Genomic DNA, 15441 nt, shown 5'->3' with positions numbered 1-15441 from the left:
AATAGTAGCTAGAAGCATTACCTATTCTTTACTTGTGCCTTAATACTGATTTTTTTCAAACAAAAATAAGCCCCTTACTAACCTAAAATATTTTTATTAAAGGTTAATAATAAAAGGCTTATGGAAAAACTGCATCCTATAATTTCATGTACACAAAAAAGACCCAAGTATAAACCTTGAGTCCTATAAAATCCTTATTTATCAGTATTTAAACTAACTTAAAGATATAGATCATGGATTTACACTATAATCGGTACTTATTCTAAAAATGGACGCACTTCTCCCGTTAAATGCTAAAATTGCAGTTTTATTAAACGAACTGCTAGATATCCATTGTTTATTTGAAATAACTTCAATTGTACCAACTATATTAGCCATAACCTACCCTCCTTATAAAAAATCTACTTTAGAAATTATGTATTTCCTCTACTTTCAAACGCTAATTGCAACTATTGCTTAATCATAATTTCTAAAAGAATGTTATATTATAATCATTATACTTGAAATAACAGGAAATTGCAATAAAATAGAACTACTCATGATAAAAAATAAAGCTGCCCAAAGTAACAACTGCAATCCTACTTTAAGCAACTCACTAACTTTTCTAGATCATTAATCTGATCTGTTGTTTTTTAATACTATTTTCATGAAAAGCCCTCCTGGCCTTTCTTCCTCAACTGTAAACTGTGCATTGTAAACTGTAAATTATTCTAAGTTGTTTTTATCTTAAATTTCTTATTAACTCTATTTCTAAATACATCAACAATCTTAGTTATCAAAGGTCCCGAGCATACTATTACTGCTAAAGCTATCACCCAATCCCTTAATCCTACTTTTGATAAACTGAATATGAATCTTCCAATTGGAGTTAAAAATCCAAGCACTATGATCCCAAACATTGCAAAACACAATATAGTCTTAAACTTTGTTAATGGTCTTGCAACCCTGAATAATATAACCATGCTCATTCCGCCGAACATCAATACTGCAAGCGTCCTGCCGTACTGCATTGGCAACTTCATTTGAATGGACAATAAAACTGTCACAAGGGTAAACACTGCAATCAATATTCCATTTGGAACACTAACCGTTACAATCCTCGTCAAGAATCCTTTCTTAACTCCACCGGTACTTGGAAGTAATGCTAAAAAGAAGGATGGAATTCCTATAGCACAACTTCCTATTAGGGATAATTGTATTGGAAGTATTGGAAACTCTATAAATAATATTGAACATGCAAAAGATAATATTATGCAGAATATAGTCTTCGATAAAAATAGTTCTGAAACTCTTTCCAAGTTATTAATTTGCTTTCTTCCTTCTTCAATAACTTTTGGAAGTGCACTAAAATCTGATTTCATGAGCACTAATTGTGCTACCGCCTTTGTTGCATCAGATCCATTTGCCATTGCTATTCCACAATCTGAAGCTTTAAGTGCAAGTACATCATTTACTCCATCACCTGTCATTGCAACAGTATGATCCATTTCCTGAAGCGCTACAACTATTTTCTTCTTTTGATGCGGAGTTACTCTTCCAAAAACTGTAGTCTCTTCGATTACTTTCTTTAGCGCCTCATTATCTTCTGGTAATTCCCTTGCATCGATATATTTATCCCAATTTTCAACCCCTGCCCGCCTTGCGACTTCTGAAACTGTAACCGGGTTATCTCCTGATATTATTTTTACCTCCACACCTTCTCCTCTGAAGTATTCTAATACCCGTGGTGCTGCTTCTCTTATAATATCTTCAATTAATATCAAAGCAACACTTTCTATTTTTCCTTCCAGCCTTTCATTTAACTCATTATGAAGCTGAGCTAACAATAAGACTCTTTTTCCTTTACTAGCTTCTTCTTTAACTATACCTTCTATAAAATGATATTCCTTATTTAATATCATCTCTGGTGCTCCTAAAATCCATGTTCCAAGTCCCTCAAAAGCAGCGCCGCTCCATTTTCTTTTAGATGAAAAAGCGATTTTATCTGTACATTTTATGCTTTTATCATATTCTTTATATTTTTGGAGTATAGCTTTCTGAGTCGGATTATTACTTGGAAGATTATTAATTAACACTGCTAATATGTTATCTATCTCTTCAGAAGCTCTGCTTCCAATATTCTTTACTTCAGCTAACCTTAAATCTCCTTGTGTTATTGTTCCTGTCTTATCTAAGCAGAGGACATCTACTCTTGCTAATACTTCTGTTGCACACAATTCCTGAACTAATGTATCATATTTTGATAATTTTACAATTGAAACTATAAAGGTCGCACTCGTTAATAGTACAAGTCCTTCAGGTATCATTCCAACAATTCCTGATACTGCTCCTATAGCCGCATCCTGCCATGTATTTCCGGGAATTCTTAACTGAGATAGTATTAAAAACACTGATAATGGAGGCACAATCCATATTATCACCTTAAATATCTTATCAATAGCTGCCTGTAATTCTGAATTTATTATTTTAAACTGTCTTGCTTCTTCTGCAAGGCTTGAAGAATAAGTCTCTTTTCCAACTTTCGTAACTACTACATAACCCTCTCCAGAAACCACAAAGCTTCCAGACAATAACTTTTCCTTAGTATTCTTTGCTATTGCATCTGCTTCACCTGTAAGCATCGATTCATCTATTTCAAGTCCATTACTCTGCAAAACTTCTCCATCTGCGAGTACCTGCATACCGGTCTCTAAATAAATAACATCATCTAATACAATTTCTTCTATCGGAATTTCTTTTACGTTTCCATCCCTAAGAACCTTTGCATGAGCCATACTTATAACAGATAACTTTTCTAAGGTACGCTTTGCTTTAACCTCTTGAATTACACCTATTAATGTATTAACTATTATAACCCCAACAAAAATGGCATTCTTAGGTGAACCTGCTAAAATAATTGCGGCTGCAAGTGCAAAATTTATTGCATTAAATTTTGTAAATAGATTTGCTCGTATTATCTGAAATATGGTTCTTGACGGAGTTTTAGGAATATGATTAACTTTACCTTCTTTAATCCTCTGCTTAACTTCTTTCGATGTCAAACCTAGAATCTCTTCATCATTTTTCTCCTGCATATTATTTAAATTCATTAAATTTCTCCTGCCTATGTAAAATTATTTTTTACTGTTATTTAACATAACAAACCATTTATAATATATAAATTCTAATTAAATATATACACTTTTTAAAATATAATTGTTTTAAAAGATTCTAAAAAATTTCATCATTAATTAGTTAGTTATAAAATGTACATTGTTAATCAGAATATATATATTATACCTTATTTTGATATTATTTTTCCCTATAAATTTACTTAATTTTAAATAAATTAATTTATCTCTAATTTATTTAAACTTTCAAAACCTTAATTTATATATTATACTGATTAATGTAAAGAGTACTATATTAAGGAGGTACAAATTAATGCTAAGAACTATATTTTTTTATCCATGCCTTATAATAAGCCTGATTTTTGCTTCTATTCATAGAATTAAAATAAAATCTTTAACTAATAAAGGTGATTTGCAAAAAAGAAAAGAATATATTCATAAGGTAACTCACTCATGGGGTAAATTTGTTATACGTGTAAGTGGCGCTAAAGTTAATGTTATTGGATCAGAAAATCTTCCTAAAGATAAAACGGTATTATTTGTTTCTAATCATCAAAGTAACTTTGATATTCCATTATTGCTAAGTACTATTGATATTCCAAAAGGATTTATTGCAAAAAAAGAACTTGAAAGCTGGCCTTTTATAAGCACCTGGATGAAATATATTAACTGCATTTTTATGGATAGGAATAATTTAAGAAAATCTGCTGAAGCCATAGTTGACGGCATAAAGCTATTGAAGTCTGGGTACTCAATGGTAATATTCCCTGAGGGCACAAGAAGTAAGGGTAAACCCGTTAATGAATTTAAGGGCGGCAGTTTTAAGCTTGCTACAAAATCAAAATGCCCAATAGTTCCGCTTACTATAAATGGAACATATAAATTATTAGAAGCTAACAATAATAAAATTAAAGGGGCAGAGATAGAATTGGTAATCCATCCTCCAATAGAGACTTCTTCTCTAAGCAAAGAGGAACTAGAAAATCTTCCAGAATACGTTCATTCTATCATATCGAGCAAATACAAAGCTAACTAATTTAAAAATATCCACTGTCTCAAAATTTGAGACAGTCTTTTTCTATATAATTAAGATTTATATCAATATTTTATTAAAAATTTAAATTTATACGTTTTTTTGGTATATGTAATCGTAATTTTGGCTCATAATATTGTATGGATACTTTTTGACATGGCTTTGCATCATATGTTATAATAAGTTCATTTGGCTTATATAAAACTTTAATATAAGTTATTAAGGAAATTTTAACTAATTTTATATACAAAAAAATAGAAACGAGGATATTTAATGAATGACAATCAATTTGCTACATTAGGTCTTAAAGAGAGTATTGTTAGAGCAATATCGGACCTTGGTTTTACACAACCATCTCAAATTCAAGAGCAGAGTATTCCGGTAACCCTTAGTGGCGCTGACTTAATAGGGCAGGCACAAACCGGTACTGGTAAAACTGCTGCTTATAGTTTACCAATACTTACAAAGATGAGCAATGCAAGAGGTATAAAAGCACTTGTTTTAGCACCAACAAGAGAACTTGCGGTTCAAGTTAACGATGAAATAAAGAGACTTTCTAAATATGAAAAGGCTGAAGTATTATCTGTTTATGGCGGAGACTCAATTGACAGACAAATCAGAGCCCTAAAGAAAGGTACTGTAGATATCGTTGTTGGAACTCCAGGAAGACTTTTAGATCTTTTAAAGAGAAAGTGCCTTCATTTAGACAGCATAGAATTTTTAGTATTAGATGAAGCTGATGAAATGCTTAATATGGGCTTTATCGATGATATAGAAGCAATTCTTAGCCATACACCAGCTGAAAGACAAACTTTACTATTTTCAGCAACAATGCCTGATCCAATAGCAAAACTTGCTAAAAGATACATGAAACCAGATGCAAAGCTTGTTACTATAAAGAAAAGCTCACTAACTGTATCTAAGATTGAACAAAGTTATTTTATGATAAATAACAAACACAGATTAGAAGCTCTTTGCAGATTATTAGATTTAGATAATCCAAGTTCGGCTATAATTTTCTGCAGAACTAAAAGAGGCGTTGATGAGCTTGTACAAGAATTGCAGTCAAAAGGCTACATGGTTGAAGGAATGCACGGAGATATGACTCAAGCTCATAGACTAACTACTTTAAATAAGTTTAAAGAAGGTACATTAAGCTTATTAATTGCTACTGATGTTGCTGCCAGAGGTATAGATGTAGAAGGTGTAACTCATGTATTTAATTATGACTTACCTCAAGATGTTGAATCTTATGTTCACAGAATTGGTAGAACTGGTAGAGCTAACAAAAGCGGTACTGCTTATTCATTAGTAACTCCAAAGGATTTTTCAATGCTTAAGCAAATCCAAAATGTTACTAAGAGCTCAATTACACAAAAACCTGTTCCAACTGCCGAAGAAATTAACAGTAAGAAATTCAAGAATATGATTTCAGCTGTTAAAGAAGCTATTGATGCTGGCGAACTTACTAAATTTATTCCAAGTGCAATAGAATTAACTGAAGCTAATGATCCAATATCAGTTATTGCAGCATTGATGAAGATAAAATTTGATAATGAAATAGTCTTTGATTATAGCTCAGACAAATTAGAAGCACCTAAAAAAGAAGATGTTCGTTTATTCTTCTCTGTTGGTAAAAAAGATGGTTTAACTCCAAAAGTATTAATTAATTACATTAGAGATATGACAAAAATTAATGCTTCAGCAATTGGTCAAATTGATCTTATGGAAAATTTCTCATTTGTAACAGTCGATGAAACTGTATCTGCTAAAATATTAAATAAATGTCCAGGCGGAAAAATTAATAGGAAAAAGGTCAATGTTGAAGTTGCTAATAAACGTAAGAAGTAATTAATTCTTACATTAAGGGAAGATTTATTCTTAGGTATATACCTAAAGCTTATCCTCCCTTTTTATTTTGCATTTTTATATTGAAAGAACATACTTAAATTCGTGACAAATTGTGAGTGACAAGTGATAAATTAATGAAGAAAAGCTTATTGCTTTTCATTAATATTAAAATTATCTACAGCACATTTTATTTTTATTCACATATATCAATAATTATCCTCATTATCCTCATCATATGAATCCACTTCTATTGAATCTACTTCTATAATATTAGTACCACCTTCCAATATATACTTTTTAGGCATTCTTATGCTGAGAACTCCATTATCAATATTTTTAAGTACCTGATCCGTATCGATTTCTTCAATATTTTCAAATTTTTTATTATATGATTTTTTTACAATCATATTGTTATATAAGATTCCAAAACCGCTTCTTTGTACTTCAGATCTATTTGCATTTACCTCTATTATTCCTGGATCATATCTTATACTCAATTCTCTAAGATCAATCCCTCTTAAATTTATTGTCAATAAATACATATCATCATCTTGCTTAAGTTGAATAAAACTGCTCTCTGTCTCTTCATCTTTCTCTAAGTGCTCATTAGAAGCCTCTTCATAGCTTTTTGTAATTTCGCTTAGATCGATATTATCTAAAAAAGATTGTATTACTCCACTTATATTTCCAATATTATTGAGATTCAGCTTATCGCTAAATCCAAAAGAAAATATCTTAAACATTTTATCCTCCAAATATACTTCTTAATATTTATATAATATTTATAAAGTACTAAATTGTTTAAAATATTTTCTTAATTGCTAGGATTACTTCCTCTAATCTGCATTTTCATCTGTATGAGATTGCTTAAGAAAAGAGACTATCATTTTTTGATAGTCTCTTTCTTTATTTATTAAAGTTACTTATGGTATCTTTAAACATATTCATCTGATTCTTTGTCTCTTTCACTTCCTTATCGTCAAGACCGCCTCTACCCAATCTATCTGAAAGAGAGACTAATACTATTTCATTCACATCTACATCCTTTACCATGTCTCCAATGCTTTGAAATTTCATGTCTTTAGTTACAAACAAGCTCTGCATATGCCATCTTACGAGGCCTCTGACTTCATTAATAAATTCTTCCTCTTCATTAAAGCATTTAAAAAACTTTGTAACCATATCAGCACCTACACTGTCATGATCATATGAAGTCAATCTTCCTTTTCTAAGCTTAGTCGTTGGCTTTTTACCTATATCATGCAGTAAAAGTGCCCACATAAATGCTCTTTTATTTTTACTCTTTTCTCTACTTTTTACCCCTTCATCAATGACCATCATTGTATGGATAAACACATTTCCTTCTGGATGATATTTTGGATTCTGCCCTACCTCCTGCAGCTCCTTAATCATTGAAAATGGATAATCATCAAGTAGATGCTTTTTAAGTGCTTCTTTTATGTAATCAGATGGTTTATTGTCATTTAGTAAATGCTTTTCAATTTCTAAAAAAATATCTTTATCAGTCATAATACACTCCATTAAACCTTTGCAGATATAAATTTAATTTAGCTGCAAATTTATTTTTAATAATCTTACACTTCAAGAAATTTTGTAAGGATTTTAACTTTAATTATCAATTTTAAATTGCTAATTAAAGCATGTATATAATAATTTATTATCTCTAATATTTAAATTATTAAACAAAATTAATCTGTAATCTTAAGAATATTGAATATTCTACAACAAACATAATATTTTATGTTTACTGATATCTTAATTTTAACATCTTTTTTAGTCCATATAAATTCTTATATGAAAAAAGAAGTAGATAAAACAAATTTTATCTACTTCTTTAAATAGGCTGTATTAAACAAGAACCTTACAGAAACTTTTTCTACTGCTCTCTTATAGAGCTTTGTCTCCTCTTTCGCCAGTTCTAATTCTCACACATTCTGCAATATCAACAACAAATATTTTACCATCCCCAACTTCACCAGTTCTAGCAATTGATGTTATTAATTCGATAACTTCTTCTACCTTTTCATCTTCAACAGCTATCTTTACTTCTATTTTTGGTAATACATTAGTTGTTATTTCAGTTCCCCTATGATATTCCTTCCAGCCACGTTGTTGTCCGCATCCCATAACCTGGCTTATAGTTACACCATTAATACTATTATTTTGTAAAGCTTCTTTAATATCTTCAAGCTTTGAAGGTCTTATAATCGCTTCTATTCTTTTCATAATATATTTCCTCCCCAATCAACTATTGTAATATACATACATATCTCTTTAGAAAGTCTTTATCTAAAATTATATCATAAAATATCCTTAAATAGATTCTCTGCTTCAATATATATTATATTATTAATATTTTATTCTTATACCCAATTAGTCTAATCCATTATATGCTGGATAAGCAGATTCACCATGTTCAGCTACATCAAGACCATCAGCTTCTTCTGAACTTTCAACTCTGATATTCATGAATAGTTTCATAACTTTTAAGATTATGAATGTCATGACTGCTGCAAATACTACTGTTATTGCAATACCTTCAATTTGAGCAATTAAAAGATTAACATCTCCAAAGAAAAGACCATTCCATTTTGCTACAGAGTTAATTGATGTTTGAGTAAATAATCCAGTTGCAATACCGCCCCAAACTCCGCCGATTCCGTGACATCCAAAAGCGTCAAGAGCATCATCATATCCGAATTTAGCTTTTACTACGCTCATGAAGAAGAAACATATTGGAGATACTACAGCTCCTATTATGATTGAGCTCCAAAGTGGAACAAATCCTGCTGCTGGTGTAATTGCAACTAATCCTACAACTGCTCCAGTTGCTGCTCCAAGCACTGTTGGTTTACCATGTTTAACTTTTTCAATAAACATCCATGAAAGCATTGCTGCTGCTGCTGCAGTATTTGTTGTCATAAATGCATGTACTGCAAGTGGACCAGCTCCTAATGCACTACCTGCATTAAATCCAAACCATCCGAACCAAAGTAATGCTGCACCTAAAACTACAAAAGGAATATTGTGTGGTTGATATGACATCATACCATATCCACGTCTCTTACCTAAAACTATACAAGCTACAAGTCCTGAAACTCCTGAACTTATGTGTACTACATCTCCACCAGCGAAATCTACTGCTCCTAAAGAACCAATTATTCCGCCGCCCCATACCATATGAGCTAATGGATAGTATACCAAGATTGACCATAGACCTATAAATATGAATAATGCTGAGAATTTCATTCTACCTACTAAAGATCCAGTTATAAGTGCTGGAGTAATAATTGCAAACATCATTTGGAATGCTGCGAAAAGTTCATGAGGTATAGTAGGTGCAATTGCTACAGGATCTCCGCCTACGCCGTTGAATAAGAAGAAGTTAAATCCACCTATTACTCCTCCAATATCATCACCAAATGATAATGTATAACCTATAAAAACCCACAATATTGATGCTAAACCACAAATAAAAAATGAAGACATTAATGTATTTAAAACATTTTTTCTACGAACCATTCCACCATAAAAGAATGCAAGTCCTGGAGTCATTAAAAGTACAAGTGCTGAACAAATTAATATAAAACTGCTATCGCCTAAATTAATTTCCATAATAATATCCCCCTCTAAGTATTACTTTTATATTAAAAGCCTATTTTTAGTATTTCTTCAAATTAATGTTAGTTAAAAGTAAATGCGCATGTTACTTCTACAAAACTAACCTTGTAAAATTTTTTTTATAATTATAATATTATAATTTTTACTAACAAAAAAAGGTGCTTGAAGAATATACTTTTCATATATCTTTCAAACACCGTTGTTTTATCTTAGTATATTATCTTAATATACTTTTGTCAACATTTTTTTCATTACTAATTTTAATTTGTTTTAATACTTTTCAAATTTATTCCAAATTATTGCTTATTATCTTTTTTATGTTTGCATGCTTAGTAGGCATGTCTTCTTCCGTATCAATTAATTGAATTAAATTTACCAAATCCCGAAGTTTACTTATTTTATACCAGTCCTTCATAAGTTTATAACTTGAATTTTTATTGTATTCCTCTTCAAAAGCCTTAATTAGCTTGCTATTAAAGCACTCTTCATATCTAAAGAATTGTCCTATATCCGCTAAAGGATGCCCTGCCATTGCAAACTCCCAATCTAATAATCCAGCCAGTTTACCATCCTTTATCAAAATATTTGTTCCTTGAAAGTCTCCATGAACAAGTCTAATATCCTCATCTAATTTTGTTAATATTTTTTCATTTTCTTTAACTAAATTATTTATTTTCTCCACAATACTTTTTCCTAATCGCTCTTTAGCCTTATCTCCCATAGAAATTTCATACCATAAGCTAAGAGGCGGTAATTCTTCTGCTATATTTAAATTTTCATCTAAAAATCCTGCTTTATTAAATTCGTGACTATGTATTTGAGCTAATGACCTTGCGGCTTCTCTAACAAAGCTTTCTTCTAATGAATATCCCTCATTAATGGCTTTTCCTAATGTGCTGCCTTCTAGATACTCATAAATTGCATATTCTCTCCCTTGAATCAATTCATGTGTACTAAACTTATATATTTTAGAAACAGGAAAAATAGAATTATTGGCTAACTGTCTCAATAATTTAATTTCCTTCTTATGCTCTTGATCTGTAGATAAAAATATTTTTAAAATATACTTTTTATTTAATTGATCTGATTGAACAATATAATTTGTTGTCCTACAGCCTTCATTTACTTTCGTTACACAAACAATATTTTTTTCTTCCAATACACCTTCAAATAACTTGCCAATTTTATCAGAATCAATCTCCAAAAACGGAAATGTTCTCTCCCATCCATATTCCATAAGTATACCTCGCCTATAGCTAATTATTTTATTCAAATTCAATTATAATATATTATCATTATATATGCTTAAAAAACTAGCTACTTTTTATAAATTACCACAACAATAAATTTCTCCATAATAATTAAAGATGCCCTAACAATTATTTTTATTAGAACATCCTTTTTAATTAATTACAATCTAAATAATATATTTTCATATTTTCCAAGAATTGTAGACTTTTTTAACTTCAAGGTTTTTAAGATGCCTCTAAATTTCTCACATAGTCATATGCTTCTTCTATAGCTTCTGTCTTTGTTTCATATATATTGCTTTCTCCTACCTTGACCATGAACTTCATTTTATTTAATACTTTCATTGGCTGCTCCTGCACATGAGTAAGGCAGAACCTTATATTTAGAGTATTACAATGTTTAAGCAGCCTAGTTAGTGCATCTATAGCTGAGGCATCTATGGCATGAGTATGACGCATGTCTAAAATAACAACCTCAACTGACTCCTCAAGCTTTTTCATCTTTGTAATAAATTCCTGTACTACACCAAAAAACATTGGTCCATTTATTTGATATACATGTATTTTTCCATGTGCTTTTTCCAAAACAGTAGATATATCTTCATCAAAAACACCTTCGTCTACTAAATCTCTAATTTGAGTCGTATCTGATACTCTTTTCATAAATAAAAACATTGTCATAATCATACCTACGCCTATTGCTACTACTAAATCAAACACAACTGTACAAGCAAATGTGACCAATAATACAATTACATCACTTTTAGGCGCCTTTAATAATGCCTTAAATACTCTCCATTGACTCATATTATAAGCTACAATAACTAATATAGCTGCTAATACGGTCATTGGTACTAGCTTCGCAAAAGGCATTAATACTAACATAGTAATTAATAACAATATAGCATGAACTATTCCTGAAATAGGACTTCTTCCGTTTGATTTTATGTTAGCAGCAGTTCTTGCTATTGCACCTGTAGCTGGTATTCCACCAAATAGTGCACAAGTAATATTAGCTATCCCCTGAGCTGTAAGCTCCATATTGGAATCATGAGTATCTGAAATCATTCCGTCAGCTACTGTTGCTGATAACAAGGATTCTAAAGCTCCTAAGATAGCAATTGACATAGCAGGTGCAAATAGCTTGTTTATTTGATCCATGCTAAGTGCTGGGAATGAAGGTTCTGGCATTGCAGATGAAATTTCTTTAAATCTGCTTCCTATAGTTTCTACTGGTATATTTAATACTTGTACAAAAATAGTTGCAGCAACCAATGCAATCATTGAGCCTGGTATTGTTTTATTAATTTTAGGCCAGACCACCATTATAATTATAGATCCTAATCCTATGAATAAGGACCATGTATTTAATGTTCCTATGTTTGCAAAATAACTCTGCCATTTCCCCAAAAATTCTGCTGGTACATTGTCAATTGACAGTCCAAGAAAATCTTTGACTTCCGTTGATATTAACGTTACTGCTATACCCGCAGTAAAACCTATAGTTATAGTCTGCGGTATGTATTTAATTAATGATCCGAACTTTAATAATCCCATAATAATTAATATAATTCCTGCCATTATTGTAGCTGTAATAAGTCCATTTAAGCCATACTCTTGAATAATAGAATAAACTATTACAACAAAAGCAGCTGTTGGCCCCCCTATTTGAACTTTACTCCCTCCTAAAAATGAAACTATAAATCCTCCAAATATTGCAGTTATAAGTCCCTTCTCTGGTGATACTCCTGATGATATCGCGAGGGCTACTGATAATGGTAATGCTATTATAGCAACAATCATACCTGCTATAATATCTTTCATTATTTGTTCTTTTGTAATTTCCTTGTTCTTAATCATAGAAAAGAACTTGGGTGTCATTTTAAATCACTTCCTTAAATTTTTTGTCAGATTTCATAATACTCCTAATTTCTGTAGTAGTCAAAGTAAACCTCGCACTTATCTTATATTTCATCTTCCTCACAATGGTTCCTTTTATAAAAACATATTTGCTAAATAATAAAAATTAACCTATATCTTAGATTTCATAATAAGATATAGGCTTTGCTTTTCAGTTTAAAGAACTTCACTATACATTTTTTTCTTTTTATAATATTTTGTCTAACTTAATTTTCAATTCTTCTGTTATCCCAACCAATGGTAACCTAATTTCATCTGATTCTATTAATCCAAGCTTATTTAAGCAATATTTTAATGGTGCTGGATTAGGTTCTGCAAATAGAAGTGGTATCATACCATATAATGACTTCCATCTCTTTAATGCTTCCTCATGATTATTTGATTTAACCAAATTATATATATCTATGAATTCCTTAGTTTTTAAATTAGCTGATGCCATTATACCACCTTGTCCACCAAGCACAAGTGTTGTATAAAAATATGCATCATCACCTGTTAAAATTGAGAAGTCCTTTGGCGGATTTAATAATAATTCTGTTGTCTGTTTCATGTTTCCAGAACAATCTTTTATTCCTACTATATTTTTTAATTTTGCTAATTTATGAACTGTTTCATTTTCAATGTTTGTCCCAGTTCTATATGGTATATTATAAAGAATCATATTTAAACTAGTTGCTTCTGATATATATTTAAAATGCTCATAAATTCCTGCTTGATTAGGCCTAGAGTAATATGGTGCTACAGATAATATTCCATCCACATCATACTTTTCTGCTACTTTTACCATTTTAGCTACTTCACTAGTATTATTTCCACCTAGCCCTACAAATACTGGTACTCTTTTATTATTGCATTCCATGGTTTTAGCTAAAATATCTTCATATTCGTAAGATAAGACTGTAGGAGATTCTCCTGTGGTTCCAAGAGGTATTATTCCACTTACACCTTCCTCTATATAATGATTAACCATTTTTTCATAGGATTTTAAATCAACTTTCCCATCCTTAAATGGTGTTATTAATGGTACTATGACTCCTTCGATTTTCATAACTGTTACACTTCCCCACATATTTATTTCATAAAAAATATACTAATTATCATAAACTTTCTATAGATTAATAAACTAAAATTTCATCTATTAGATCTCTAACTTATTCTGATATCTTTATTTCATTTATCACTATTATATTATTATAATTTTTTACATCTTACACAGCTAAAAATGCTAAAAATATTGTAAAAAATGCTATTCATTTTATATTACCTATATAATAACCACATGACGCATTTCTATATTTTTTTTCCATTAATACAATTCTTTAGTGAGATTTCAAAAGCTGTACTCATATTATCCACTCTATAAGTTTTAATAAACTTTATACCACACCTCCTTATTTAATACTTCATAAATAAGAAACCCGCTGGTAAAATACCAACGGGTAGAGTAATTCATAAAGATTTTCATAAAATTAAAATATAACAATAAAGCAATTTTATTATTATTTTTAATTTCATCATCCTTGTAGCTCTCCACTTTCGTGACAGTTATACATATATTTTATGCATACCCAGAAATAAATCTTTGCATGATTTAAATCTTCGGCCATAATACCTTTCCTTACAAATCAACGTTTGCCAACTCATAATAAGTACTCTTTATTAATAGCGCCTCTACCTTAGGTTTCCGTTATTAAATTATTACAATTATATCACTTACTTAATTACTTGTAAATAAAAGTCCAGATGCTATTTTAGCAAACAATAATATTATTACCAGTACTATTACCGGCTTTATGAACTTAGCACCATTTTTTATTGCGAAATGTGCACCAAGATAATTTCCAACTACTGCACATATAGCTGCAGGTATTCCTATCATAAAAAATACTTTTCCATTTAATATGTACGCTATAAGCGCTGCTAAATTAGATGCTAGATTAACTATTTTAGCATTACCTGATGCTGTTATAATATCAAGAGATAAAAAAGATGTAAATGCTAATATTAAAAAGGTTCCTGTACCTGGTCCAAAAAAACCATCATACGCACCTATTATAATACCTATTGCTAGTGCTATTAAATACACTTTTTTCTTAGATAACTCTTTTTTCTTTTTCTCTTGTCCAATTCTTCTATTGAAGAGCATAAATAGTCCAACCACTGGTAGAATTACAATTAAGCAATATTGTAAATATTTATCATCTAAAATTAATACTAATTGTGTCCCAAACCACGATCCAATTAATGCGCCGAATGCTGATGACAATGCTGATTTAATTTTTATATTTCCGCTCTTAAAAAACTTGGCAGATGCAATTGATGTACCAATGCAATTTGCAAATTTGTTCGTTCCATATGCTACATGTATAGGAATTCCAGCAAAAATATATGCAGGTAGAGATATAATTCCTCCACCCCCAGCAGCAGCGTCCACAAAGCCTGCGCAAAATACTAATGGACATATAATAAGTAACATTACTCCATAAGAATACATAGCGCGCCCCCATTATATATACTTTGAATTTTAATTCTATTCCCTACAGAATAAAAATAATCAAAATAAAAAAGATAGTCATCCGACTATCTTTTATCTTACCTCGCAACGTCCTACTCTGCCACACAGTCTCCCATGCAG

General features: G+C 30.6%; 12 protein-coding genes and 1 riboswitch. Of the genes, 2 read left to right on the top strand and 10 right to left on the bottom strand.

Annotation, left to right across the window (positions count from 1 at the left end; translation table 11 throughout):
- Positions 1-231: 231 nt before the first annotated feature.
- Both CLOBL_RS28070 and CLOBL_RS15895 read right to left on the bottom strand, forming a co-directional pair.
- On the bottom strand, positions 232-378 hold the full coding sequence (locus CLOBL_RS28070) for a hypothetical protein (protein WP_009167542.1): 147 nt from the start codon (positions 376-378) through the stop codon (positions 232-234).
- Between the two features lie 332 nt (positions 379-710).
- A complete protein-coding gene (locus CLOBL_RS15895) occupies positions 711-3089 on the bottom strand; it encodes a cation-translocating P-type ATPase (protein ID WP_077859944.1) in 2379 nt (792 codons plus the stop codon).
- A 334-nt stretch (positions 3090-3423) separates the two neighbouring features.
- Here CLOBL_RS15895 and CLOBL_RS15890 point away from each other — a divergent pair, with 334 nt between their 5' ends.
- Positions 3424-4146, top strand: a complete 723-nt coding sequence (locus tag CLOBL_RS15890; RefSeq protein ID WP_077859943.1) for a lysophospholipid acyltransferase family protein — start codon at positions 3424-3426, stop codon at positions 4144-4146.
- A 270-nt stretch (positions 4147-4416) separates the two neighbouring features.
- Positions 4417-5994, top strand: coding sequence for a DEAD/DEAH box helicase (locus tag CLOBL_RS15885; RefSeq protein WP_077859942.1), 1578 nt, complete (start codon positions 4417-4419; stop codon positions 5992-5994).
- Between the two features lie 206 nt (positions 5995-6200).
- On the opposite strand, the gene CLOBL_RS15880 is transcribed toward CLOBL_RS15885, so the two are convergent.
- From CLOBL_RS15880 to CLOBL_RS15845, 8 genes are all read right to left on the bottom strand, one after another.
- Entirely contained in the window at positions 6201-6737 is a 537-nt protein-coding gene (locus tag CLOBL_RS15880) for an Hsp20/alpha crystallin family protein (RefSeq protein WP_077859941.1), read from the bottom strand.
- 163 nt (positions 6738-6900) lie between these two features.
- On the bottom strand, positions 6901-7524 hold the full coding sequence (locus CLOBL_RS15875; protein ID WP_077859940.1) for an HD domain-containing protein: 624 nt from the start codon (positions 7522-7524) through the stop codon (positions 6901-6903).
- A 378-nt stretch (positions 7525-7902) separates the two neighbouring features.
- A complete protein-coding gene (locus CLOBL_RS15870) occupies positions 7903-8241 on the bottom strand; it encodes a P-II family nitrogen regulator (protein WP_009167548.1) in 339 nt (112 codons plus the stop codon).
- Between the two features lie 147 nt (positions 8242-8388).
- Positions 8389-9630 (bottom strand): ammonium transporter, encoded by a 1242-nt coding sequence (locus CLOBL_RS15865; protein WP_077859939.1) that lies wholly within the window; start codon positions 9628-9630, stop codon positions 8389-8391.
- Between the two features lie 292 nt (positions 9631-9922).
- A complete protein-coding gene (locus CLOBL_RS15860; RefSeq protein WP_077859938.1) occupies positions 9923-10873 on the bottom strand; it encodes an aminoglycoside phosphotransferase family protein in 951 nt (316 codons plus the stop codon).
- A gap of 238 nt (positions 10874-11111) precedes the next feature.
- Positions 11112-12767: a SulP family inorganic anion transporter gene (locus tag CLOBL_RS15855; protein ID WP_077859937.1), complete on the bottom strand. Its 1656-nt coding sequence runs from the start codon at positions 12765-12767 to the stop codon at positions 11112-11114.
- Between the two features lie 226 nt (positions 12768-12993).
- The gene (gene dapA, locus CLOBL_RS15850) at positions 12994-13854 is read right to left on the bottom strand and encodes a 4-hydroxy-tetrahydrodipicolinate synthase (RefSeq protein WP_077859936.1); all 861 of its coding nucleotides are present in this window, start codon (positions 13852-13854) and stop codon (positions 12994-12996) included.
- A 467-nt stretch (positions 13855-14321) separates the two neighbouring features.
- A riboswitch (Lysine riboswitch) is annotated at positions 14322-14488 on the bottom strand.
- Between the two features lie 35 nt (positions 14489-14523).
- The gene (locus CLOBL_RS15845; RefSeq protein ID WP_077859935.1) at positions 14524-15300 is read right to left on the bottom strand and encodes a TSUP family transporter; all 777 of its coding nucleotides are present in this window, start codon (positions 15298-15300) and stop codon (positions 14524-14526) included.
- Between the last annotated feature and the right edge of the window lie 141 nt (positions 15301-15441).

It is taken from the genome of Clostridium sp. BL-8, from assembly GCF_002006495.1.
GTDB lineage: Bacteria > Bacillota > Clostridia > Clostridiales > Clostridiaceae > Clostridium.
Note: the sequence above shows the minus strand (reverse complement) of the source record. Positions and strands in the feature narration are given on the sequence as shown.